This window comes from Ensifer sp. ENS11 (assembly GCF_014851895.1).
GTDB lineage: Bacteria > Pseudomonadota > Alphaproteobacteria > Rhizobiales > Rhizobiaceae > Ensifer > Ensifer canadensis.
The window spans coordinates 150,610-174,989 of the sequence record NZ_JACVAN010000013.1 but is presented as its reverse complement, the minus strand read 5'-3'; the positions used below and the strand labels follow the sequence as shown (position 1 = coordinate 174,989).

General features: G+C 57.9%; 22 protein-coding genes and 3 pseudogenes. 7 read left to right on the top strand and 18 right to left on the bottom strand.

Annotated features, from left to right (window positions below; genetic code table 11):
- Positions 1-389 precede the first annotated feature (389 nt).
- Positions 390-578 (bottom strand): hypothetical protein, encoded by a 189-nt coding sequence (locus IB264_RS22960; protein WP_192434207.1) that lies wholly within the window; start codon positions 576-578, stop codon positions 390-392.
- 130 nt (positions 579-708) lie between these two features.
- Between IB264_RS22960 and IB264_RS22955 the strand changes: the two genes are divergently transcribed.
- Complete coding sequence (locus tag IB264_RS22955; RefSeq protein ID WP_192434205.1) at positions 709-1,089, top strand: hypothetical protein; 381 nt, start codon at positions 709-711, stop codon at positions 1,087-1,089.
- Between the two features lie 373 nt (positions 1,090-1,462).
- On the opposite strand, the pseudogene IB264_RS22950 reads toward IB264_RS22955, so the two are convergent.
- From IB264_RS22950 to IB264_RS22935, 4 genes and pseudogenes are all read right to left on the bottom strand, one after another.
- A pseudogene (locus IB264_RS22950) lies at positions 1,463-3,060 on the bottom strand (IS66 family transposase).
- Positions 3,061-3,134: 74 nt separating this feature from the next.
- Entirely contained in the window at positions 3,135-3,479 is a 345-nt protein-coding gene (gene tnpB / locus IB264_RS22945) for an IS66 family insertion sequence element accessory protein TnpB (protein WP_037098231.1), read from the bottom strand.
- On the bottom strand, positions 3,476-3,862 hold the full coding sequence (locus IB264_RS22940; RefSeq protein ID WP_025428956.1) for a transposase: 387 nt from the start codon (positions 3,860-3,862) through the stop codon (positions 3,476-3,478). The genes tnpB and IB264_RS22940 overlap by 4 nt, the downstream gene beginning before the upstream one ends.
- 630 nt (positions 3,863-4,492) lie before the next feature.
- Positions 4,493-5,260, bottom strand: coding sequence for a metallophosphoesterase (locus IB264_RS22935; RefSeq protein ID WP_025431359.1), 768 nt, complete (start codon positions 5,258-5,260; stop codon positions 4,493-4,495).
- 201 nt (positions 5,261-5,461) lie between these two features.
- Here IB264_RS22935 and IB264_RS35635 point away from each other — a divergent pair, with 201 nt between their 5' ends.
- A complete protein-coding gene (locus IB264_RS35635; RefSeq protein ID WP_128090434.1) occupies positions 5,462-5,884 on the top strand; it encodes an Lrp/AsnC family transcriptional regulator in 423 nt (140 codons plus the stop codon).
- 388 nt (positions 5,885-6,272) lie between these two features.
- Here IB264_RS35635 and IB264_RS22925 read toward each other — a convergent pair whose 3' ends face one another.
- The 12 genes from IB264_RS22925 to IB264_RS22870 all read right to left on the bottom strand — a co-directional run bounded on the left by IB264_RS22925 (position 6,273) and on the right by IB264_RS22870 (position 19,110).
- Complete coding sequence (locus IB264_RS22925; protein ID WP_309141668.1) at positions 6,273-7,085, bottom strand: TIM barrel protein; 813 nt, start codon at positions 7,083-7,085, stop codon at positions 6,273-6,275.
- Complete coding sequence (gene iolB / locus IB264_RS22920; RefSeq protein WP_025431357.1) at positions 7,082-7,891, bottom strand: 5-deoxy-glucuronate isomerase; 810 nt, start codon at positions 7,889-7,891, stop codon at positions 7,082-7,084. Before iolB ends, IB264_RS22925 begins: the two co-directional genes overlap by 4 nt.
- Before the next feature lie 11 nt (positions 7,892-7,902).
- Positions 7,903-9,741 carry a 3D-(3,5/4)-trihydroxycyclohexane-1,2-dione acylhydrolase (decyclizing) gene (gene iolD, locus IB264_RS22915; RefSeq protein WP_192434201.1) on the bottom strand — a complete coding sequence of 613 codons (1,839 nt, stop codon included), beginning with the start codon at positions 9,739-9,741 and terminating at the stop codon, positions 7,903-7,905.
- Positions 9,738-11,660, bottom strand: a complete 1,923-nt coding sequence (gene iolC, locus IB264_RS22910; RefSeq protein ID WP_192434199.1) for a 5-dehydro-2-deoxygluconokinase — start codon at positions 11,658-11,660, stop codon at positions 9,738-9,740. The genes iolD and iolC overlap by 4 nt, the downstream gene beginning before the upstream one ends.
- Positions 11,661-11,675: 15 nt before the next feature.
- Positions 11,676-12,605, bottom strand: coding sequence for a TIM barrel protein (locus IB264_RS22905; RefSeq protein ID WP_192434197.1), 930 nt, complete (start codon positions 12,603-12,605; stop codon positions 11,676-11,678).
- On the bottom strand, positions 12,605-12,898 hold the full coding sequence (locus tag IB264_RS22900; protein ID WP_025431353.1) for a putative quinol monooxygenase: 294 nt from the start codon (positions 12,896-12,898) through the stop codon (positions 12,605-12,607). The genes IB264_RS22905 and IB264_RS22900 overlap by 1 nt, the downstream gene beginning before the upstream one ends.
- Entirely contained in the window at positions 12,895-13,836 is a 942-nt protein-coding gene (locus IB264_RS22895; protein ID WP_025431352.1) for a sugar phosphate isomerase/epimerase, read from the bottom strand. Before IB264_RS22895 ends, IB264_RS22900 begins: the two co-directional genes overlap by 4 nt.
- Positions 13,837-13,911: 75 nt before the next feature.
- On the bottom strand, positions 13,912-15,084 hold the full coding sequence (locus IB264_RS22890; protein ID WP_192434194.1) for a Gfo/Idh/MocA family protein: 1,173 nt from the start codon (positions 15,082-15,084) through the stop codon (positions 13,912-13,914).
- A gap of 171 nt (positions 15,085-15,255) precedes the next feature.
- Positions 15,256-16,158: a sugar phosphate isomerase/epimerase family protein gene (locus IB264_RS22885; protein ID WP_192434192.1), complete on the bottom strand. Its 903-nt coding sequence runs from the start codon at positions 16,156-16,158 to the stop codon at positions 15,256-15,258.
- Between the two features lie 20 nt (positions 16,159-16,178).
- Complete coding sequence (locus IB264_RS22880; RefSeq protein ID WP_192434190.1) at positions 16,179-17,000, bottom strand: ATP-binding cassette domain-containing protein; 822 nt, start codon at positions 16,998-17,000, stop codon at positions 16,179-16,181.
- Positions 16,997-18,016: an ABC transporter permease gene (locus tag IB264_RS22875; RefSeq protein WP_192434188.1), complete on the bottom strand. Its 1,020-nt coding sequence runs from the start codon at positions 18,014-18,016 to the stop codon at positions 16,997-16,999. Before IB264_RS22875 ends, IB264_RS22880 begins: the two co-directional genes overlap by 4 nt.
- 119 nt (positions 18,017-18,135) lie before the next feature.
- The gene (locus IB264_RS22870) at positions 18,136-19,110 is read right to left on the bottom strand and encodes a substrate-binding domain-containing protein (protein ID WP_025431347.1); all 975 of its coding nucleotides are present in this window, start codon (positions 19,108-19,110) and stop codon (positions 18,136-18,138) included.
- Positions 19,111-19,258: 148 nt separating this feature from the next.
- On the opposite strand from IB264_RS22870, the gene IB264_RS22865 reads away from it, so the two are divergent.
- The 5 genes and pseudogenes from IB264_RS22865 (at position 19,259) to IB264_RS22845 (ending at position 22,758) form a co-directional block, all read left to right on the top strand.
- Positions 19,259-20,299 (top strand): LacI family DNA-binding transcriptional regulator, encoded by a 1,041-nt coding sequence (locus IB264_RS22865; RefSeq protein WP_025431346.1) that lies wholly within the window; start codon positions 19,259-19,261, stop codon positions 20,297-20,299.
- A gap of 135 nt (positions 20,300-20,434) precedes the next feature.
- Positions 20,435-20,542 (top strand): annotated as a pseudogene (locus IB264_RS22860) (adenosine-specific kinase); the annotation flags it as partial.
- Positions 20,530-20,746 (top strand): annotated as a pseudogene (locus IB264_RS22855) (L-idonate 5-dehydrogenase); the annotation flags it as partial. The pseudogenes IB264_RS22860 and IB264_RS22855, both read left to right, overlap by 13 nt.
- A gap of 33 nt (positions 20,747-20,779) precedes the next feature.
- Entirely contained in the window at positions 20,780-21,535 is a 756-nt protein-coding gene (locus tag IB264_RS22850) for an SDR family oxidoreductase (protein WP_025431345.1), read from the top strand.
- Between the two features lie 272 nt (positions 21,536-21,807).
- Positions 21,808-22,758, top strand: a complete 951-nt coding sequence (locus IB264_RS22845; protein WP_025431344.1) for an alpha/beta hydrolase — start codon at positions 21,808-21,810, stop codon at positions 22,756-22,758.
- A 213-nt stretch (positions 22,759-22,971) separates the two neighbouring features.
- On the opposite strand, the gene IB264_RS22840 is transcribed toward IB264_RS22845, so the two are convergent.
- On the bottom strand, positions 22,972-24,114 hold the full coding sequence (locus IB264_RS22840; protein WP_084814587.1) for a glycosyltransferase family 4 protein: 1,143 nt from the start codon (positions 24,112-24,114) through the stop codon (positions 22,972-22,974).
- Positions 24,115-24,380 lie beyond the last annotated feature (266 nt).

The window sequence follows — 24,380 nt, the reverse complement described above, 5'->3', positions numbered from 1 at the left end:
AGACCTCAATCCGCTGCAGGTCACGCTCGCTCATCGCAATCAATCCCATCCGCAATCTCCCAGGTCATCAAAACCCGGGGAGAGTGACATTCTTACTTTGCAGGATCAGGACACTTCAACTTTGCGGCTACACACGAAAGTCGCGTAAGCTTTGTTATGGAACACCCGAGCGGTTTTGTGAGTGTTGTTTTTTCGATTTAAACCGCCGTTTACGCCGTTGTGGATTTCCTCGGTAACGAGCGGTTATCGCTGTTGCTTTTTGGCATGGGTATGGAAGGTTGCATCCGTCCACTGATGGCGGGTCTCTATGCCAATCAATCTCAGTTCATCATCGATACCGCCGACACTCACAGGCATGGCCAGCGTTGCGCCATCTGGTGTCCCGCGCTTCAGGGAGTGGCATTGAGACCGTCGTGCTTGTCGGTGACCGCGATCTGATCAACGAAATAGTTGCCGCAGCGCCGACGAGCTTGGCGAGAAATACCGCTCTTCACTTCGGATTTTGACGGAAAATCCACAGTCAAATACCAATCCCTTGCCAAGTTCAGACTGTTCTTGATCGCCAATGGAACGGCCATTATGCTGCTGTTCTGGATGCCTATCCGAACCTGCTGCCGGGTTGAAAGGCGAATTCTCAATCGACGACGACCCTGTCCATAGAGGTCGAAGTGTAATCGGCAGACTTCGGCCAGGACAACGGATCGTCTGATGTTCCACCAGCCAGTAAAGTTTACTCTTTCCAATGTTGCAGCGCTTAAAAAGGCTTTGCGAACGCGATACGCGAGTATTAGGTCATCGCATGCGGATGAAGCGGTGGCTGCCTCATTTGGATTTAAGACCTACGCGGCAATGCTGGTGGTTTTACATCAAGTGAACACTTCGGCACGTTTGGTCATTCAGACGGACGCATGTTTACTTATCTTACGGCTTGAGCAGTTGGGATACAGCGGACTAAGCCCCCGAGCGTTGCGGCGCATGGTTTGGGAAGTGCCGTATCCTGATCCTTGGCATGAGGACGAATTGGAACGGTCGCTTAGGGGACGCTTTGCGCCAATTGCGGCGAATTCGCAGCCTGATGATGTGATGTAGGTCGTCGCTGGATTGCTCTCGTGGCATCAGGAAGGAGAAGGACGCACCATGCCTGTCGCTATTTTGATTGGAGCTTCTGGGTCGGGCAAGACCACGATTGCGCAGCTGGGCGAATTATCTGAGACGAGAGGCGAAAGCGAGTGGGTGCGATATCCTTGACACCTTGGCAGTGTCACTGGACCAAGCCGTCACTTACGTCATTGCGCGTGCCTCCACATCCATATGACCGACGGCCGAGAGCTGCCGTGAGAATGCGTTGCGCGGGCTCGTTCTCCGGGATCGTTCAGACGCAGCACAAGATCGCATAGGGCTTCGCAACATCATCGCTCCTGTTGCGATTCAATCTACGATGAAAAGCAACAAACGTAAGCGGTTAGCCGACCACGCTCGACTCGAAGTTCCACGGCATCAGAGCGTCGATATCCTGCGCGGGCCATCCGTTGGCCATGCGAACTAAGGTCTGTGTCAGCCAGGCGAGCGGATCGACGTTGTTCATTTTAGCTGTCTGCAAAAGCGTGGCGATCGTGGCCCATGTGTTGCCACCGCCTTCGCTTCCGGCAAATAGACTATTCTTCCGTGTGATCGTTTGGGGACGGATTGCGCGCTCGACGATATTGGAGTCGATCTCGATGCGGCCGTCACCGAGAAAGCGTTCCAGAGATTGTCGGCGAGTCATTGCATAGCGGATCGCTTCCGCGGTTTTGGACTTGCCAGAGACCTTCGCCAGCTCCTTTTCCCAGATGTCAAAAAGGTTGGCGACAATGGCCGCAGACCGCTCTTGTCGTGCGGCAGCACGGAGGTTGGCATCCTTTCCCCGGATCTCGTCCTCGACCTTCCACAACTCGCTCATCGCCTTCACCGAGGCTGTCGCGGCGTGATTGATACCACCGATATGCAGTTCGTAGAATTTGCGCCTGACATGCGCCCAGCACCCGGCCAACGTGATGGTTTCGTTGCTGCCGGCCTTGACCTGCTCTTTGACCATGCTCGTATAGGCGCCGTGCCCATCAACCTGGAGAATGCCGTTGAAGCCGCTCAGGTGACGGGCCACACAGCGCCCACCTCTGCTGTCTTCAAATCTATAGGCGACCATTGGTGGCCCTGATCCCCCGAACGGCCGATCATCACGTGCATAGGCCCACAGCCATGCCGTCATTGTTTTTCCCGAACCAGGCACCAGGGTCGGCAATGTCGTTTCGTCGGCAAAGACCCTTTCACCTGCCTTGATTTTCTCCAGGATGTAATCGGCCAGGATCTTGAGCTCGAAGCCGAGATGTCCCATCCATTGAGCCATCAAGGAGCGGCTCAGCGTCACGCTATCGCGCAGGTAGATTGTTTCCTGACGGTAGAGCGGAAGGCCGTCGGCATATTTGGACACGGCGATGTAAGCCAGGAGCCGTTCGCTCGGCAGCCCGGCTTCGATGAATGGCCAGGCGCTAGAGCCTGCAGCACACCGTCACGCCCTCTGAATGCGTATTTCGGCCGGCGGGTAACGATGACCCTAAACTTCGGTGGGATGACATCGAGCCGCTCGGATCGGTCTTCGCCAATCAAAACCTTTTCCAGACCTCGGCATTCTTCGGGGATTTCAGGCTCGATGACCTCCTCGATGCGCTCGAGATGGGCGGCAAAGCCCTTGCGCGGGCGTGCTTCCCGCTTCTGCTTGTCTTTCCGTGACTGGTCGAGCTCGCTGTCGATCGCTGCCAGGCCGGTCTCGACTTCCTCGAACGCAAAGTCGATCTGATCGTCGTTGATCCCCAGTCGCAGCCGTTCCGAGCGCGTGCCTTTCTGAGCCCGCTCAAGCACTTTCACAATCGCAGTGAGAGTGGCTATCCGCTCGTCCGTATCCTTCTTGAGCGCCTCAAGCCGGGTGATCTCCGCTCGGGCAGCGGCGCCTTCTGCGCTCATGGCGACGATCATCGCCTTGAGTGCATCAACGTCGTCAGGAAGGTCCGAAGCAGAGAACGTCATTGCAGGAAGTAGATCACAAATAATGATCTTTTCCTAGCGTTTACAGTAACATGCGTGGGATTTCTTGGAGGGGTTCAGCCCGTCGAAAGCGGCCTCCTGATTGTCGCCGGGCGGATCTTTTTCCAATCCATTCCGGCCAGTAGGGCCATGAGCTGGGCATGATCCAGACGGATGCGCGCCGCCGTCGCTGCCGGCCAGCAAAAGCCGTTTCCTTCGATAACTTTCGAATAGAGACAGACCCCGCTGCCATCCCACCACACGATCCGGACACGGTCCTTCCGCTTGGAACGGAACACGTAAAGGGCGCTATTGAAAGGATCGAGACCGCCATCCCTGACCAAAGCCATCAACGAGGCCGCCCCCTTGCGAAAGTCGACCGGCTGGCAGGAGACGTAAACGACAACGCCAGACGCAATCATGCCTTGCGCACCGCCCGTAGGATCTTGGCAAGATGATCCGGCTCGATATCTCCGGCCACGCGCACCACGACGTCACCCATGACGATCTCCACCGGTGAACTTGCAACAGCTTCGACGCGCGCGAAACTAACCCTTTCATTAGCCTCTTTCGAAAGGGGCACCACCGATCCCGAGGCCAATGCCTTGCGACGCCAGCCGTAAAGCTGCGAGGGATCTAGCCCCTCAGCGCGGGCGATCGCTGATACATTCGCCCCCGGCAGCATTGTCTCCGCAATCAGCCGTGCCTTCTCAGCATCCGGCCAATCTCGTGGCGTGCGCCTCGTCCGTATTGGTGTCGCCGTCAGAACCTCAAAGGCACGAGCCTGATTCACACTGTCGCTCATAGGTTTCTCCGCATGATTCATGCCGAAAATGAGCGATCTTTCGATACCGCGCTACGTGGGATGGCCTACCCGCTTACCAACAAACGGGGCGAAATGCGATGCGCAACACCTCTGATTGACCGTCCCTGCCCGCGAACCCATGCCAAGCATAGAATGTTGGTCACTCACTCACTCAGCTACAAAGCCGAAACCGCACTCTTTGGAACTTTTCTGAATCGCGATCCGAAACTGAGCAGATGTAAAACGAACTCCAACTTTTCCCAGACGGACCGATAGTATCCGCAACGAGAACCCTGGTTCTTCCGCAACTCGCGAAATCGGGAGTTTTCAACGCTTTGGGGCCTGCTTTTATGGCGGATTATTTTAAGGCGGCATTGGCTCTGGCTTCGCTGTAAAGCCCGACTTAGTGCACCTGATGGAAGACGTTGGGACCCGGACGCTGGCTGACTGCCGCCGGCACGAGCGCTAAGCCGGATCATAAAGCGCATGGGAACGGTTCATTTAGGACGTCTGAAAAAGCTCGATGCGGCCGCTGAGCGGACGTCTCCCGTCCTTATCGCCGCCATGCGAACCTTGGAAAAGGATAATAATACCAAATCTGTCATGAATGTCGCGATAAAGCACCAAGCCTTAAATCTCCAAAGTGAAGGCCGGATCGAAGTTCGTCCCCTCGCCCGGATATCCTCGCGGGTTCGAGACGACCTGGCAGCGTCCGATGGCATAGTCGTTCCGGTGATGGACATGACCATGAATCCACAGCGCCGGCTCCACGCCAACAATGAGCTTCTCGAGATCAGACGCATAGCAGGGAGAGAGCGGGTCGTTCCGAAACTCCGGTGAGATAGAGAGCGCCGATGGAGCATGATGCGTGACGACCACGGTCTTTCCTATCCGCGCACTCTCCATTTCGGACGCGAGAAACGCTCGCGTTTCCATATGTTTCCGGTAGGCGTGGATCGGCTTGAATCTTTGGAATGGGACCTTCGCGAACTTGACCTTTCGAAAATCGTTCATGCCGGACTGGGCTGCCGTCATTGCAATTTGCGGATCGCCGCCGAGGATACGGAAGTCGGTCCACAAGGTGCCGCCGATGAACCGAACGCCCGAGATATCGACCGCGTCATTTTCGAGAAAGTGAAGGTTGGGATGGCGGCTGGCGACTTCGCGAGCATCCCTGAGACCTTCGTGGATCGAAGCTCCGTAAAACTCGTGATTGCCGGCGACAAAGACAATTGGAAGCGAAGGATCGATATTATGGGCCAGCCATTCGATGCTCGGGACAACGCCGCGCGTCAGTAAGTCGCCGGGACAAACCAGCACATCGGCGTCGAGATCAGCCGGTTGTGCGAAGCGGGCTCCGAACTCGAGATGCAGGTCGGAGATGACCCAAATCTTCATGCTTAGTACTCCGTCTACAATTGCGGCTCGTTTTTGGACCTGAGACCTGCACGCAGGCCTCGCGGACTTCTTCCGCGCTGAGTTCGAGGTTTTGCGATAAACGGGCGGCTAGGAGTTTCAACGCGCGCCTGCTTTTCAGCAGAATTACTGTGGCGCGTTTATATTCGGTATCCAGCAGTTGGCGAACCGCTTTCCTGAGCAATGGGTCATTTAGGCGCAGACTTTCCATTGCCCGGCTCCCCGTTCCCATGTCCGTCAGCAACCCATCTCCAAAACCAAAGCTTCGGTCGCGAAGCCGGTTGCGACTACGAGATCGGCCGACGCGTCGTTATCCGAGGCTACAGGGTGCAAGTGGATACCGTCGCCGTCGGTCTGAACTTCTCAGCTATCGTCTTCGCAACTCTCCGGGCTGGGGACCGAGAGACTGTTTTGGCGTTTGAGGCTGCTACGCGTCTGATACCGGAGGTTGTTCAAGCCCAAAGGCTGTTTGGAGAGCCAGATTACATGCTCCACGTTGTAACCTATGACCTGGTAACGTTCCAAAAGCTCTACGACGACCGACTGTCGGGCATGCCAGGTGTCCAGCGTCTTGCATCGACGCTCGTAATAAGGACGTGGTGCTAAATCGTCCACTTCCACTGTTGTAACCTTGGCCCAGAGCAGCCTCGCGTATGACATTCGTTCAGGCAATTTACCTGAGTCGTGCGGTCGTCTGTTGGTAATTTCCATGCCCTTCAAGGCTGCGTATTTTCGAGTCCAATATTTACTGACAAGGTGCGAGCGGCGCACCGCTTACACGTCTAATGAGCATGGTGGCAACAAGAGTCGCCAAGTTTTGCGCGGGATATCGAGCCCGGTGTCGAGGGCGCTTATGCTGATATTTCGATACTATCTGGTAGCGGTCGCCCTGTGGCACGCCACTGGACGATCGCATCATGGGCAGCGTCCAGCAGCAGAGCAACTTCATCGGCCGAACGCCCTATGGAGCTAGTCAGGTATCCGGCGATTTCCTCTAGGTGGAAGCGAAGGAGGCCTCGATAAATTCGAACGATCGCCGTATGTCGTCTTCGAGGGTTGCGCTCTCTTGAACCCTCGGACTGGTGCATTCGAATGAAAATGGCCCCTGATACCCTGCCTCCAGAAAGGCGGAGATCTGATCGAGGGTTCCGCAGCGGTCGCCGCGATCAACAAGGATGCGGTGCGCGTCAAGCGTCTCGTCTAGTTTGCGCTGCGGATCGGATATTCCCGAAATGTGAACCGTCGCGGTATATTCAGGATAAATCCGTCCGCCACCAGCGATTACATGCTGGAAGGTGTCGTGCACGAGCTTGAACTTCGTTAGCCCGCCCACAGCTTCAATGGCTTCAACGAGTTCCACCTTTTCCTTTAGTGACGAGGATGCAAAGCCAATCGGCTCGATCAGAGCCAACAGGTTATGGCCGTCGAGCATCGGGAGAATCTCGCGCATGACTCTGCACAGAACTTTTTGCCGCGCACCGTCTTCAGTGTATTTTCCGTCGACACGCGGGATCAAGCTGAAGGTCTCCGCACCGCTTTCGGCGGCGGCATCGATAAGCGCTTCTATGGCATGCGCTCTTTCCGCCGACCAATCGTTGAAGGGATAGACCTCGCTGAGCCCCAAAAGCCTCAGGCCTCTCTCCCGGGCCATAGCTCCGGCTTCAGGAGGAGAAATCCCGTCGAAGAGGCCTCGACCAAGATCGTTGCGAGGTTCCACACCCACACAACCAAGCGTCTTGGCCAAGTCAAGGAACGCTTCATAAGACAGGTGCGGTGCAGTTTTCTGATTGAGCGCTCTTTTGATCACTTCGCATCGCGCTCCATGATCCACTCGACCTCTGGAGCGGGAACGAAGCGCCATTTGCGCAGCGGTCCGGCCATAACGTTGAGATAATACATTTCGAAGCCGTAGGGCGCGCCGCAAGGATGATGGCCGCGCGGAACGAGGACGACGTCGCCGTCCTTGACCGCCATCGTCTCGTCGAGCCGGCCGTCATCGGTGTAAACGCGCTGTATTCCGAACCCGGACGCGGGGTTGAGGCGGTGATAATAGGTTTCTTCGAGATAGGTGATCCGCGGAAAGTCGTCCTCATCGTGGCGGTGGCTTGGATAGGACGACCAGTGCCCGGCTGGCGTGAAGACTTCCGTCACGAGGAGGCTGTCGCAATAGTCCTCGTTCTCCATGGCGATGTTGTTTATGTGGCGGGTATTCGTGCCCTTGCCGCGCGCAGTCAGCGAGATTCCGTCCGGACCGATCCGGCGCGCGGAGTGGCCGCCTATGCCAGGTGCTGAACATATGGCGATGATACAATCGGTCTCAGCCGCGGCCTTCCACTCATTGCCGTTCGGCACATAAAGGCAATGCGGCGGCGTCTTCTCGAAGACGTTCATGCGGTCGCCGAGGAGACCCCAATCCTGCCCCGCCGCGGATAGCTTGGCTTTCCCTTCAACCATTACCAGGATGACCTCCCGGTCTGCCGTCTTACCGTCCGCTACCTCGCCCTGTCGCAGACGATAGAGCGAGAAACCGACGTATCGCCAACCTGCGGACTGCGGCGTGATCTCGTGGACCTTGCCATGGGTGCCGAATGGCTTTCGCAGAAGGTCAACCATGCCGGTGCTCCTTAGTTGAACGTCCGCTGATCGCGCGCATTCTGGTTATAGTGCTCACGCGCACGCTCAAGGCGTTCAGGACCGCCGGCCTGGGGCACCGCGACATCCCACCAGTGACCACCCGCCCCTGTGCCAGGAACGGCATCTGTATCGATCACAATCACCGTCGGTTTCGTACGCGAACGCGCTTCGACGATTTTCCTCTCGAGGTCGGCAATGTCTGCTGCCTTTTCTGCGTGGGCACCCATCGAGCGGGCATGGCCGACGAAGTCCAGCTCAGGCATGTCTTCGATATTGCTGTCCTTGTACATGTTGTTGAATTCGGCTCCACCGCACTCGATCTGTAGGCGATTGATGCAGCCGTAACCACGATTGTCGGTCAGGACCACCGTGAACGGGACACGACGCATGACGGCCGTGGCCAGTTCCGAATTCGCCATCATGTAGGAACCGTCGCCAACGAAGCAGATAACCTCCTTGTTCGGAGCAGCCAGCTTGATACCCATGGCGCCGGCCACCTCGTAGCCCATGCAGGAATAGCCGTATTCCATATGGTAGCCGTCCTTCGCGGACTGCCAGAGAACCTGCAGGGCACCAGGCATCGTGCCGGCAGCGCACATGACCACGGTTTCGTCGGTAGCAACCCTTTGGACGGCGCCGATCACCTGCGCATCGGTTGGAAGATGGTTCGTTCCACCGGTTGCGGGCGCCGCCGTGACGGTCTTGACAGATTCATGCCAACGGCTGCGAGAGCCGGCGTCGAACTCCCGCGCTCTGTGATCTCCAAGAAGAGCGGAGAGTTTCTCCAGCGTGACGCGCGCATCACCGACGACAGGAGCCGCACTGTGCTTCGTCGCATCGTAACCGTGAAGGTTGATCGAGATGAGCTTTCGTCCGTTGTTCTTGAAAAGCGCCCAGGATCCGGTGGTGAAATCCTGAAAGCGCGTGCCAACACCAATCACGAGATCCGCGTTTCCGCATAGACGGTTGGCGCATTCCGAGCCGGTAACCCCCGGAGATCCGAAGTTGAACTCATCGGTCCAGGCGTTACCGCCCTTCCCCGCTTGCGTTTCGACGAAAGGAATATTGTGCTGTCTGGCGAAGGCCGCCAGCGTATCGTCTGCATCCGAATAAAGAACGCCGCCACCAGAGATGATCACCGGGTTCTTGGCGGCACGGATTAAGGTTGCGACGTCCTCAACCTCGCGCGGATCGGGCTCGGGACGGCGGATGCGCCAGACCTTCGGCTCGAAGAAATTTTCCGGATAGTCGAAGGCATCTGCCTGTACGTCCTGGCAGAACGCGAGGCAAACGGGACCGCAGTTTGCAGGATCGGTCATGACAGAAAGCGCCCGTGGAAGCGCAGTCAGAAGATGTTCCGGTCGAGCAATACGATCGAAATATCTGACGACGGGCTTGAAGGCATCGTTAGCGCTGATCGTGCCGTCGTCGAAGTCCTCGATCTGCTGGAGGACAGGGTCCGGCCGGCGATTTGCAAAGACATCACCGGGAATGAACAACACCGGCAGACGGTTGACATGCGCAAGCGCGGCCGCCGTCACCAGGTTGGTGGCTCCCGGTCCGATGGACGAGGTCACAGCATGGGCGCGCTTTCGCCGCTTGGTCTTGGCGTAAGCGATGGCAGCATGCGCCATTGTCTGCTCGTTCTGGCCACGCCATGTCGGCAGGGCATCCCCAATGCCATGCAGGGCTTCGCCGAGACCTGCCACGTTTCCGTGGCCGAAGATTGCCCAAACGCCTTCAATGAAGCGCTCGCCGTCTTCTGTCATCTGCACCGAAAGCCACTTTACGAGCGCCTGTGCTGCCGTAAGCTTGATTGTCTTTGTCATGCTGCCTTCTCCCGCGCGGCTAACCGCGCCTTATCCCAGATCGACGCCAGGCGCCCATAACGCTTCGCCATCTCCTCGACGGCGGCCGCGTCTTCGATCTCGTCCTTCATCCAGGCGCGCGCGACATCGCCAAAGATGGTTCGCCCGACGGCAAATCCACGCACAAGCTCGAAACTCGCCGCCACCTCAAAACTCGCAACGAGCTCCGCCTCTGGAGCATCAAGGCCAAGCACGACAATTCCGCGGGTGTATCGGTCATTCTGTTCGATTGCGGCTATCGTATTTGACCATGCCGCAGACGTTGTCATCGGCTCAAGTTTCCACCAGTCAGGGAAAACGCCGATGTCGTAGAACTGCTGGATGAGTATAGCGGTCGTCTCGTCGTTGACCGGCCCGACCTTTGACGGGATAATTTCCAGCAGGAACTCCAAATTGTTGCGCCGTGAGGCCTCGAACAATCGTTTGACGGTTGCTTCCTGGTCGGCGCGCGTCTGGGCATCGTCATCAGGATGGCAGAAGCACAATACCTTCACAACATTGTCGCGTGCCCATTCGCTTAAGCCGCCGTAATCGCTGCCGAGCTCGGGCTCCAGCGTCAGTGGGCGGGACCCAGGCCATTCACAGGGCCGCCCAATCCAAAGGCCGCTTCCCGAGGCCGCGTGCAGGGCCTTTTTGCCGATGCGGTTATCGCAAAGGATGCCATAGCCGAGCCGGCCAGCCTGGACTTGAAGCGCGGCCTGAAGGCAGAGCTCCTTGAAGGCGCCGCCTCGTTCCAATGTGTAGCCTGGGATTTGCTCGAGCTGGATTCGATGGTCGAAGGCGAATACCCGGTAGTCCCGCCAGTCTTCGCCGTGATTGCGATGGCGATTGGTGGACCAATGGATTTGCTCGACGGTCGTATCGTTGCGCAGATCTGCTCGCCGGATACCTCGTTGCAGGAAAAACTCCAGCTCCGTCAATGACGGATAGGCGGGTGTGCAGCCGTGCCGCGAGACAGCAAACGCGCCGCATGCATTGGCGTATTTGAGAGAAGTCGACCAGCCTTCCCCATCGAGCCAGCCCTTCAATAGGCCGGAGAAGAAGCCGTCGCCAGCGCCAAGGACGTTGAAGACCTCGATCGGGAAACCTTCCCCCGAGATTCCATCGTCCAGACTGTTAGGGATGTCGCCCTCAAAAGCGACAGCCCCTTTGGCGCCTCGCTTCAGGACAAGTGTGGCAGACGCCACCGCACGGACTGCCCTCAGGGCCGCGACAGTGTCGGTCGCCCCACCCGCGATATGGAATTCCTCTTCGGTACCAACAATCAAATCGAAGAAATGCAATGTCGACTGAAGTTTTTCGGTGACCTCACGGCTGGCGACAAAACGACTTTCACCGTCACCATGACCCGCCACGCCCCACAGATTGGGCCGGTAGTCGATATCGAGCGCGGTCTTGGCACCGCTATCTCGCGCGAAGCCGAGCGCCTTGAGAACAGCAGCCTCGGTGCGAGGATTCGACAAATGCGTACCTGTTACGACGACAGCGCGTGCCGAGGCTATGTAGTCCTGCCGGATGTCGCTTTCGCAAAGCGCCATGTCCGCGCAATTTTCGCGGTAGAAGATCAGGGGAAACGTGTCTTCGTCGCGTATGCCGAGCAAGACGAGTGCGGTCAAACACTCCGGATCGGTGACGACGCCAGCAACATCCACACCTTCACGTACCAATTGTTCACGGATGAAGCGACCCATGTGCTCGTTGCCGACACGCGTGATCAACCCGGATTTCAGGCCGAGCCTGGCTGCTCCGCAGGCAATGTTCGTGGGGGAGCCGCCGATGTATTTATTGAACGAGCCCATGTCTTCCAGTCGGCCACCCACCTGGAGACCGTAAAGATCGACAGAGGAACGGCCAATCGTAATAACGTCGAGTGGTTTCATTTCGGATCTCCCTCCTCAGAATCCGGCGCGCGCCAGGAAGGCCCGGCTGGCTGCCAGATCATCGAGAATGCTGGCCATATTGCGCGGATCGCGCTCTTGTTCGATGGTGATGTAGCCGCCGTAACCGAGTTCGGTCAGAAGCGCGCGGACGGACTGGTAGTCGATCGATCCGCGACCTATCGGGCACATGACGCCCTTGGCACAGGCATCGAAGAAGCGGATGTGCTCTTTCATAACCTCCGCATAGACCTTGGTGTGGATGTCCTTGAAATGGATGTAATCGACGCGATCCCAGTAGTGCCGAAGCGTGGTGACAGGATCCATGTCGGAATAGGCCATATGGCCGGTGTCCAGGCAGAGTCCTGCGAGATCGGCAGGGATGTCGTCTACAACTCGCCGCAGCTCATCGGCGAACTCAATATATCCACCCGCATGAGGATGGATGGTTGCACGCACGCCGTATTTGTCCCGCGCGAGCGTCGCGACGGCACGGATATTGTCGATCATGCCCTGCCATGCGCCTTCGCCGAGACGGGGTGCCCGATCAGAATGGCCCGCCGCATAGTCGCGCTCATCATGCCCCCAATCCATCACGGTGAGATAGGGCGCCGCATAGCGTTGACCGGAATGCGTTTCAGGCTTCGGTAACTGGGTGATCAGCGCGCAGATTTCGTCCGTCTGGCGCAGAAGATTGTCTCGGTTCGACGGGGAGACAAGGTCGTCGAAAATTGTACCGGCGACGATCTTTAAGTCGCGTTTGTCGAGCGCTTTGGAAACCTGCCCGAGATCCAACGGCAAGTAACCATAGGGTCCGAGCTCCAACCCGCCGAAACCGGCCGCCTTCGCCTCGTCGAGCACCTTTTCCCAGGCAGGAAGATGCGGATTATTGACATCATCGACCCCCCAGCAGCAGGGCGCAGTTGTTATAGTGATAGAATTGCGCATCAGGTGTTCGCCATGATTGTCTCGAAGGTAAATGAACGGTGGAATGGTTCGTAAGACTCGAGGAAGCGCTGCGTATGCTCCCTTAGCAGGTGTTCCGCATAAGCCTGCTCATCTCTCCAGCACTCGATAAAGACCAGCCGGTTCGGATTGTCCGTGCAGGTAAAGCAGTCAAAGGAAAGACAACCGTTTTCAGCTCTCGTCGCTGATTGTGCCGCCGGGGCGCGGGCGAGAATTTCATCCCGCGTCCCCGGAGCAAGCTCGATCGTGACGATGAACTTGTACGGTCCTGTCATCGGCTGATCGTGGCCTGAAGCGCGTCGATGGACGATTGGATGCCGGCATCCGTCGACATGGTGAAATCTTCCATTTCGAGGCTTACCCACCCGTTGTAGCCAACCATGCGAACAACGGAGAAGAATTCCTTCCACCATTGCAGATCATGTCCGGCTCCGACGGCGACATAGTTCCACGTGCGGTTGGCCACGTCCGTGACATCCTTGAGTTCCAAGAGGCCGTTGACGTCGGCAAGCCCGCGCTCGATGCGCGTGTCCTTGCCGTGGCAATGATGGATCGCGCTTCCGAGCGCGCGCGCCGAGACGATCGGGTCGGCGCCCTTCCAGAAGAGATGGCTGGGATCGAGATTCATGCCGACGGTAGGGCCGACCTCGTTGCGCAGACGGAACAGCGTCTCCGGATTCCAGACGAGCATCGCCGAGAAATTCTCCAGGGCGTACTTTTCCACGCCGACTTCCTTGGCGAGCTTCACAAGGTCGTGCCAGAGCGGAAAGGCACGGTCTTCCCACTGGTAGCGATCGCGCTCTGGCATCTCATCGGGCCAGCTCTTAGTATAAACCAGCCAGTTCGGAACCATGTCGCCAGGAGCGGCTTCCGGCAGGCCGGACATTGTGACGATGGTCTTGACGCCGATCTCACCAGCAAGTCGGATCGTCTGCTCCATCTCCTTGCGGTGACGCTTACCCATATCGCCGGGGTCCAGCGGATTCGCCGAGCAATTCAGCGCGGCAATCTCAAGGCCGCGTGCCTCGATTTCCTTCAGCTTGGACTTGAGCAGGCCCTCGTCGGCGAGCAGCTCGTCGGCGCGGAAATGGGGCGCGCGAGACCAGCCGCCGCCGGTCATTTCGATGCCTTCAACGCCAAGCTTTACGCATTTGTCGAGCATGTCTGTAAAGGACAGGTCGCCCATCACGTCGGTGCATATAGAAAGTTTCATGATTTCTGGCCTTCGAGTGTTCAAGAAAATTGGGGACGCGTCCGGGAGGAAGTGCGACGCGCCCCCGAGGTGGAACTATTTGAAGTCGACCCAGGCGGCGCCGGCATCCGCCGAGCGGACGCAATTTTCCAGCCAGCGCACGCCTTCGGTTCCGGCCTTGATGCCCGGGTAGCGATGGGCCTTCAGGAAAGCCTCGTCGCCGCGGTTCTTCGCGTCGATGGCCTGAGCGATCCAGAGATAGATGTTCGACCAGCTGTCCCCGAGACCCTCCGTATGCAAGGCGCCCATACGGTCGGCTGCGAGGCTCTCAGCTTCGAGATAGGGCATGCCGTGATGCAGGATGCGGTTGGGCTCACCCTGAATGTCATAGAGCAGCTGGTCAGGATGTGAGTCGGACCATTCGATCGAGGCCTTGGAGCCGACGAACCGGTAACGTTGCGACCCCATGTTGCCGGCATTGACGGATGACACCCAAAGACGTCCGCGTGCACCATTGTCGTAGTGCATCAGAACCGTCGCATGATCTTCCAGCGGTGCCCGGCTTGGGATGAAGGCCTTGCGATCGCAAAGTAGCTTCTCGATCTTGAGATCCGGCAGCACGACTTCGGAAAGATAGTAGAGATGCGTTCCGATATCGCCGAGAACAAAGGTCGGGCCGGCCGTCTTGGGATTGGTTCGCCACTTCACGGCTTCCGGTGCGCCGACGTCGTCACCCGCATTGAAGCCATGCGTATATTGAAGATCGACGATGCGGATGTCGCCCAGCATGCCCTTGGCGACCATCGCCGCCATCTGATGCACCAGCGGATGTCCCGTGAAGCCGTAGGTCACGCCAACGATCAAGCCTCTCTCGTTGGCCAGCTTCTCGATTTGCTCGCATTCAGCGACCGTAAAGAACAACGGCTTTTCGCAAATGACGTGGATGCCGGCTTCGAGGCAAGCCTTGGTGATTTCGTAATGCGTGAAGTTCGGGGTCGCTATTGAAACGACCTCGACGCCATCTTCGCGTGCCGTCTCCTTCGCTATCAGTTCCTTGTAGTCAGCGTAGCACCGGTCCGCCTTTACGCCTAGGTTGACGCCAAAATCACGGCCCCGAGCGGCTTCGAGGTCAAAAGCGCCGGCTACCAGTCGATAGGTGCCGTCACGCAGTGCGCCGGTGCGGTGTTTGTAGCCCACTTGTCCGGTACGGCCGCCACCGACCATACCCCAGCGCAACGGCCGTTCAGTCTTCTTTTCACCATTGATCATTTCATATCTCCTCGGCCCGATGCCGGTTTTCATGGCACAGCTTCGCCGTCCGGCGGTTGGGAGCCGGCACTGCTGCAAATCTCTCGTCAAATTGTGTGCGCTTTCGCGCGTTTGCTATTTGGCTGAGCACCCGCTTTCGAAGAAGTGAGGGTGCAGACCTTTTAGCTCCGACTACGGCTTCCGATATTTCTCAACGTAGTTCTGCATCTCGTTGCACATGAACCGTCCGGATTCATCCGCCCTGTCCTCCCACGCGAACACACAGGAGGTCATGATGCCGTCGAAGCCGATTTCCGCGAGCGTGCCGAAGAAATCGTCCCAAGGCACCTCGCCCTGGCCGATGTTGAGATGCTGGTGCACCCGCGCCTGGGTGCCGGGCGGATTGAGGATGTAGCGAAGGCCCGAGCTTGCCTTGTGATTGAAGGTGTCGCCGACATGCACATGCGCAAGCACATCCTTCGCTTCCCTCAGCATCGCCTTGGTATCGTCACCGAAATAGAAGGTGTGCGGTGCGCAGTAGAGGAACTTGACGTTCTTCGAGTTGACCGTGCGGATGATATCAAGCGCCGGCTGAAGCGTCTCGCACCAGTCTTCCGGATGCGGCTCGACATTGAGCTGGATGCCTTCGCGTTCGAAGATCGGCACCAGTTCTTCCATGGAACGCCACCATGCGTCCTCGCAGGCTTCGATCATCGAACCGGTGTGGCAGCAGTAGCATGACCCCTTGTCGGGATGCGGTCCGCGACCGAATTCGGAATTCATGGTGTCGACTTCCATCTCCACCGCGATCTCGATAGCGCGCTTCCAGTGTTTGACGGCGGCCTGCCGCTCGTTCTCATCGTTGGAAGCCCAGCGATACATCGGCAGGATTGACGCAATCCCGACATCAGCATCCTTCAATGCCTTCTTGAAGGACTTTATCCGTTCAGGAAACACGCGCGGCGCCTTGAACCATTCAAGGAAATCTGCTCGTGGAGATAGCTCTATCCACTCGTATCCAAGCTCACGAACTTTCGCCGGCAAGTCCTCCAGCGACAGATGTCGATGCATGAAAGGGTCAAGTGCAATTTTCATGGGTCTTCCTCCCTGTTTGATCAGTTGGCCGTCACCGGTGGAGGATGACCCTCATGTGCCGCCATATAGTTTTCGACTTCGGCACCCAGGTTCGCCAGCGCCTCGCCACCTGCCATGAGGTCGGTGATCTCTTCGCGCGTCTTCTCTCCCTTTTGGAAGTTCGCCGCGACCGCTCCACGGATGAGGACAGCAAAGTGGTCACCGACGGCCATGGCATGCGTCACCTGGTGTGTGATGAAAATCACGGCAATGCCGCGCTTTTTCGCTTCCAGGACGATACGCAGGACGTGGGAAGCCTGCTTGACGCCGAGGGCTGCTGTCGGTTCGTCCAGGATCAAGACGCGCGCGCCGAAGTGGACTGCGCGGGCGATGGCCAGCGACTGACGCTCCCCGCCAGACAATCCGCCGATCAGCCGATCGCCGTCATCGATGCGCGTTATGCCGAATTCCTGTACAGCCTTAACCGCAATTGCGTTGGCCTTTTTACGATCGTATATTTTGAAGGGCCAGAAGCCCTTTGTGGGCTCTGCTCCGATGAAAAAAGAGCGACCAATGCTCATCAGGGGAAAGGTTCCGCCGAACTGGTGGACAGTCGAGATGCCCATCTGTTGGGCGTCACGCGGCCCTTGGAAGTCGACCGGCTTTCCATCCATCAGAACCTCGCCGGTATTGGGTTTGTAAACACCTGCCAGCGTCTTGATGAGGGTGGATTTGCCAGCACCGTTGTCGCCAAGGAGGCATAGAACCTCACCTGCATGGACCTTAAGCGAGATGTCATGGAGGACGTCGATTGGACCAAAAGACTTGTTGACGTTCCTGAGCTCAAGAATTGGAATGCTCATTGTTGGCCTCCCTTCTTCTTCTTCGGTGAATAGGTCAGTGCCATGATGCGGAACGTGTTGTTCATCAACACGGCCAGCAGCAGCATGACGCCGATAATCAAGCTCGACCAATTACGATCAAAAGTCGTGAAATAGATCCCCTGGTTGACGATCGCGAATGTGACCGTGCCGAGGAAAATCCCGACGATCGAACCAAAGCCACCCGTTAGCAGAACTCCGCCAACCACAACCGCGATGATGGAATTGAAGATAAAGGTCATGCCCGCAGATACCTGCGCAACATTGAAGAGGATGGCCTGACACATTCCGATGAAGGCTGCGCTTACCGATGAAAGCACAAAAAGTGTCACTGTAAGCTTGTCCGTCGGAATACCGGCGTTCCGTGCGCTGACGCGGTCGCCGCCCATGGCGAAAACCCAGTTCCCGAAAGGCGAAAAGTGGACGTAGAAGATGTAAAATGCCGTCAGCGCGATCCACCAGAAAATAGTCACCTGGAAGCTGCCGCCGACAAAGGAGCCGAAGATCGATTTTGCGATTGCGCCGGACTCAGCTGGACCGAGTGCTACGCTTGTTGTCCCCGTCAGCAGCACGGAAAAGCCCAAAATCAAGCCCTGTACGGCAAACAGTGTGCCTAATGTCACGATGAGCGATGGCACAGCAGTCCGAATGACGAGAAAGCCGTTGATCAGGCCAATCACCAAGCCGAGGCTCAACGCCCCCACAATGCCCAGCCAGATCGGCATGTCGTAGTGACCGGAGATAATCGCCACCGTGAGCGCGCCCGCAGGGATCATCGCACCGATGGAAATATCAAGTTCGCCGGAAATCATCAGCAACCCGACAGGGAATGCAATGATACCAAGGTTAGCCGCAACATTGAGCCAGCTTGCAGCACCGGCAGGCTTCAGGAACTCGATGCTTCCGAAGACTACGAAGAAGATGAGCACGAAAACCAGGCCGAGAACGGCGCCGGATTCGGGGCGTCGTATAAGATCGCCCAAGAACAAGTTTTTCACGTAATTCACTCCCAGAGTTGGCGGCAGGCTGAACGAGCTGATCGAGACCAGCGCTAGCGAATGCACCCGCCGATCCGCCGACAACGCGTCAGGGATCGACGTGAAACATTAATTCGCGGTCAGCGCGCGCCTTTCGAGACGCCGGTCAACGTTGCGTCGATGTTGGACTTATCGACGATGCTCGGACCGGTGAGCACTGGGGACGTCGGAAGATCAGTTCCGAAGTCTATTGCAGAAGCCAAGAGCGTTACGGCTAGGAGCGACTGGAGGTAGGGCTGTTGGTCGATTGCGAAACCTTGCGTACCGCCCTTGATGCGATCGAGGCCCGACTGGTTAAGATCGAAGGTTCCGAGAAGCGCGGTTTCGGTCTTTCCGGCTTGTTGAATACCGATCGCGGCCGAGTCGGCGTCGCCAGCCGAGATCGTGATGACGCTGTCGATCGTGGCGTCTTGAAGGAGCGTCGCCTTGATGGCTTCGGCCACAGCGGTGGCGTCGCCGAAGCTCGTTGCCGGCAATGGCAGTTGCTTGCCGACACCGCCTGCTTTGGTAATACCGTCGATGACGCCCTTGCAGCGCGCCTCGAGATTGGCGGCTCCCGGTACCGTGTTCACGCAGAGCACGTTCTTTTTGCCATTCTTGAAGAAGTATTCGCCGCCAGCGACGCCCGCGAGATATTCATCGGAGCCGACATAGTTGATGGCACCGAGTTCCTTGGCCTTGTCGATCCCACCGGCATTCATCAAGATGACCTTGATGCCGGCCGCGACCGCTTCCTTGATTGCCGGATCCTCGCCCTCGGGAACCCAGTTCGGAATGACCAGACCATCGGCCTTCTGGCTGATTGCCGTCTGAATGAGCTGCACGACGTCAGGAGCGAAGTTGTCGTAAGTCTGAAGACGCAGGTAGTTTACCTTGCCGCCGTTGGCCTCGACGACCAGCCGCGCATCATCAACGCCCTTCTTGATGAGATTCCAGAATGCGTCGTCGTTCTTGCCGCCAACCACGGCAATATTGGCTGCCATAGCCGATGGCACAGTGAATGCAACGACCGCGGTTGCGAGCAACCCTGCGCAAAATCGCTTAATTCCCTTCATAACTTCTCCTCCCGTTTCCCGTCGTCCCGAAGGACTGAATGCGTTTGATCTATAGCCCGCGAGATGCCAAAATGAAATTGCATTGACATGTCGAAGTATATAATGTTCCAAAACATTCCATTCACGGATGACACATGCGAGGACGCAGATGAACAGACCGACAATATCTGATCTGGCGAATACCGCCGGTGTCAGCCTTTCAACGGTCAATAGGCTTCTGCACGGAACAGGGACCGTGCGGGATGATACGGTCGACCGAATCCTCCAGGCCGCGGACAAGATTGGATTTTACGGCTTAGGCGCGTTGCGACAGCGCAAACAAGATAACCTGCCTCATCGCCGGTTCAGTTTTCTCATGCAGCAGTCGCACAGACCGCTTTATCAGTTATGGGCCGAGGGGCTTAAAGCGGCAGCCCAGAGAAGGATCGACGCCGTCATCGAACCGGAGGTCATATTTGAAGACGATTTATCTCCGGAAGCGGTCTCTGCGAACCTGCTGCAGATTGGTCAGACTGCAGATGCCGTCGCAATCATAACAGCGGATCACCCCCTGGTAAGCCAGGCAATTGACGAGTTGCGTGGCAAGGGTGTTCCCGTGGTTGCATATGTTACCGATTTGTCGGCCGCGAGCCGCGCTGGCTTTGTCGGCACCGACAATTGGAAAAGAGGAAGGACAGCTGCCTGGTTTATCAGCCAGACGGCCGATGAGCCCGGAAAGGTGTTTCCTCTGGTTGGTAGCAACCGCTACCAGTGCCAGGACATCGCTGATGCCAGTTTTCGGTCATATATGCGAGAGAACGCTCCGGCTTTTCAGGTCAGCGACACGCTTCTTACACACGAGGTGCCTGAAAACGCCTATGAGATCGTACGGGGTTTGATTGCGCAGGAACCTGAGATCAAGGGCATTTTCGTCAACGGCGGCGGTATTTCGGGCGTGTTGCGCGCCATGCGCGAGCTCCCGCCAGAGCGGCAGGGCAAGATTCGCATCGTCTGCAGCGACGTGGGACCCGAAACACGCAAAGGGTTGAGCGAAGGCCTGATCACAGCGTCGTTGTGCCATCCCCTCGACAAGATGCCGGGGGAACTCATCGATGTCATGCTGCGATTGATCGAGCGCCGGGACACGCCCTCCATCGAACAGCGCATCGTCCCGTTCGACATCCTTACGCCGGAGAGCATATGGACGTAGTCAACGAATGCCATTCACAAGCGTGAACAGCCCGCACCAGCGTGACTCGATACTGGCCTGCTTCGAGCTCCATCCGAACCGAGATCGAAGCCGGAATGACCTCGACGCAGAAGCTCAGCCTCATTGGTCTCACCGCAGGTGATCGTCGCGCAAACTGAGCTGGGCCGCGGCGTGCTCGGCGTGGTGGATGGAGGCTCCACACCGCTGGGTGTCGAAACCGACGCAGACATAGCATTCCGATGATGACGATCACGGCGAAGGAACTGGACCTGTGGGGCTCCTTCCGGTTCCGAGGAATTCGCCGTTGCCGTGAAGCTGATGCAGGGTGGCCTGATTGACGTCAAGTCGTTGATCACCCACACACTGGCGCTGTCGGATGCACTCAAGGCCTTCGAGATTGCCTCCGACAAGGGGCAATCGATGAAAGCGCAGATCGAGTTTAGCTGATATGCGAAGCGACAGACCGCTTCGGGAGGAAACATGAGCATCCAACTCTTCGACCTGTCAGGCAAACGCGCCCTCGTCACGGGCTCCTCGCAGGGCATCGGCTTTGCGCTTGCGCGGGGCCTGGCCGAGGCAGGCGCCGAGGTCATCCTCAATGGGCGCGACGAGGAAAAGCTGAAGGCGGCCGCCAAAAGCCTCGGGGCAAGGCATACACTTGCCTTCGACGCCACGGATCATGATGCGGTGCGGGTGGCCATTGACACCTTCGAGGCGGAAGTCGGCGCAATCGACATCCTCGTCAACAATGCCGGAATGCAGCACCGCACGCCGCTGGAAGACTTTCCGGCTGATGCCTTCGAGCGGCTCTTGAAGACCAATGTTTCGACCGTCTTCAACGTCGGTCAGGCGGTTGCCCGCCACATGATAAAGCGCGGTTCCGGCAAGATCATCAACATCGCCAGCGTGCAGACAGCGCTCGCTCGCCCTGGCATTGCACCCTATACGGCCACCAAGGGCGCGGTCGGTAACCTGACCAAAGGCATGGCGACCGACTGGGCGAAGTACGGTCTGCAATGCAACGCGATCGCACCGGGCTATTTCGACACGCCGCTGAACGCCGCACTCGTCGCTGATCCGACCTTTTCCGCCTGGCTGGAAAAGCGCACGCCCGCCGGCCGCTGGGGTAAGGTCGAAGAACTCGTCGGCGCCTGCATCTTCTTGTCTTCGGACGCCTCCTCCTTTGTCAACGGACACGTGCTCTATGTCGACGGCGGTATCACGGCTTCACTCTGAGGCGCGCCGCCGCTTCCTTCTCATTTGTCATCTCGAAGCTTACGTCTGAGACGGCGGTTTGGGGTTCCTGTTGCCTTGCATATGTCCACGGCAGCCGCGTAACTCCGGTGTACCGCTGTTTTGGTGCCTCTTTTTTGATCGGTCCGATTTATCGAGCGCATGAAGCCCCGTGGATTGAGTTTTCAAAGAGTTCAAATATTCTATGGCGCGCCCGACAAGAAAAAGTGTTTCAAAATTAGAAGTATACTGCGTCCAACTTAGGGATTGACTGCATGCTCATCTATTCCGACGAGAATATTGAAGTACTTCACCGCGCGGGATCATCGCCTTATCTTCTTGTCACCTTTAATGAGATGGACATGCAGGCCAACGGCAGTCGGTTCTGGGCGCAACGGTTTTGCGAAAAAGCCGACATTGCCGCGCTCGGCTTCATCAGCCGGCGGCCTAATTGGTTTCCGGCAGCGAGCATCGTTAAGGCGGTCGACGCGGCGCAACCCATTTTGCGTGCCGCGCCGGAGCGTGTCCTCTACGGTCATTCACAGGGCGGCTATGCGGCGCTGCGTTATCGTCGGCGCTTCGATGCGACCGTCGCCATCGCCTTCTGCCCGCAAGCCTCGATTGACCCGAATGCAGTACCGTTCGATCGCCGGTTCACGCGACATTTCTCGCCCAAGCTCCACACCAATATGGGGATCGCCCCCGACCAAGCGGCCGGCCGGGGCTATGTCTTTTTCGATCCGTTCCATTCGGTCGATCGCCGGCACGCGGAGCAGATCGCGGCGCTCCAAGCAGAGACGCGGCTCGTTCCGGTCCATATGACCGGACATGGCACCGTCCGTGCCTTCATTGGAACAGCGCGGGCTCTTTCGCTCATCGACGCTTGCCGAGCGGACAACGTCACGGGCCTACGGGAACTTGCCCGCGTGGTTCGTGTCGCCGCACCCATGAGGCCCTACCAAATCGCGGTCTCGGCAATCGCTCGCCATCCCGCTTGCGCCGACCGGTTGCAGGCTCGCTTTGGCGAGGGTTTCTCGCCCGTGGAGCGCGTTAATTTCCTTTATCATCGGGCCAACCGTCACATCCGCGACAGTAAACTCGCTACCGCGCGGGAAATGCTTGCCGAGGCCGTGGCACTTCAGCCGGCCAATCTCGGTTTTGTTCGCCGGCTCGAGGAGCTTGATAGCCGTATAGCCCGAGCTCGCGACGTGGCAATTTCTGGATGAGGTGCATTTATGAGTTCATCCTTACAAAAGATCGGCATCGCCTATGACGATGGCGACAAGGAAGCCGCAAAGACTGGCCGTTGCCGAACCAAATAGGCTTGAAGCGGCCGTGCTTGCAGCGTTTTGTCGCTAGTCAGTTCATTGCCGCCTTCGGGCGGCTATTCCTTTGGAGAGATCCTGCTGCGGCTGAACTTTTGATCGAATTTGGCGGCGTTAGACCACCACACGTGCCGCGGCGGCCACCGCGTCCCACTCCGCCAGAACCCGTTCCTGGGTGAACCGGCGCGCGCTTTGTTCCGCGCTGCGTCCAAGGTGGTATCGCAGCAGCGGATCCCGCAGGATCCTTCCAAGGGCCGTCGCCAGGGCGTCGATATCTTCCCGTGCGACCAGGATTCCATCTTCGCCATCGCGGATCATTTCCTCGGGCCCCCATTGGCACCGAAACGACACGGTGGGAATTCCGGCGGCCATCGCCTCCAGCAGCACGATCCCCCATCCCTCATAGCGAGACGAGAGCACGAACACGTCGGCCGTCTCCACCCATTCTCCTGGCCGCTTCGTGACGCCAGGCATGCTCACCCGGTCGGCAAGACCAAGCCGGTTCCTTTGCGCCTCAAGGTTTGCCCGCTCCTCCCCTTCCCCCCAAATGCGCAAATGCCATTCCGGCAAATCCGGCGCGATTTTGGCGAATGCCTCGAGCAGCAGGTCGAAGCCTTTTTGGTGGGTCAGGCGTCCGACGGCAGTCAACGTGTTATCCTGTCGTCTCCTGTTCCAACCCGGCGGCAGATCGGATGCATTAGGAACGACCCAGCCACGCTTGCGCATGATGGGTGGAAAGGTTTCGAGCGCCCCGCGCGTCATCGTGACCAAGCCGAAGGCGCGCGGGTAGAGCCATCGCTGCAATCGCTTCCAGCCGCGTCCAACGGGCTGCAGTTCGGGATTGTTGCGCTCGGAAACGATGATCGGCACACCAAGCCGCCAGCCCGCGAGCAGTGTGAGAACGTTTGTTCGCGTGAGGAAACTGAGGATGAAGGTCGGGCGGGACGCTCGAAGCGCGGCTGTAAGCTTTCGCATCCTGCGAAACGCCATCAGACCGGAATGAAGGTTCGATCGAGGCCGCCCGGCCCCGCCGAGCCGCCAGATATCGATATGCGGATCGATCGGATAATATGCCTCCGAAGTCGGGGCCTCGAAAGTAATGATGGTTACCTCATGCCCTTGCCGTGACCAGTGATTTGCCACCAGGCTAACGACATGCTCGGTACCGCCGGCGCCGAGTGCCGGCACGACGATCGTGGTTCTGGTCGTTTTCCTGTCTGGATGGTCGTGCGCGCCACAATACGGGCTCGTTGCCATTCGTTGATGTTCCCCGTCGCGTTCCACACGTCCTCGGTCAAATAGATGATGGTTGGTACATTCCTGATCGCTGTTTCAGTATATTATGTTTTAACCGCTGCCGCGACGGCTTCAGCGCGCCGTCAGGGGATGCCGATGAGCAGTATTTTGCAGCGTGTCACGGGCGCATACGAAGCGTGTCCGGCTGACCTCTCATGCTGCGTTGGCGGACGCGTTACTCGTTTCCTCGCCGAAAATCCGGCAGAACCTGGTTTCGGTTCATTCTG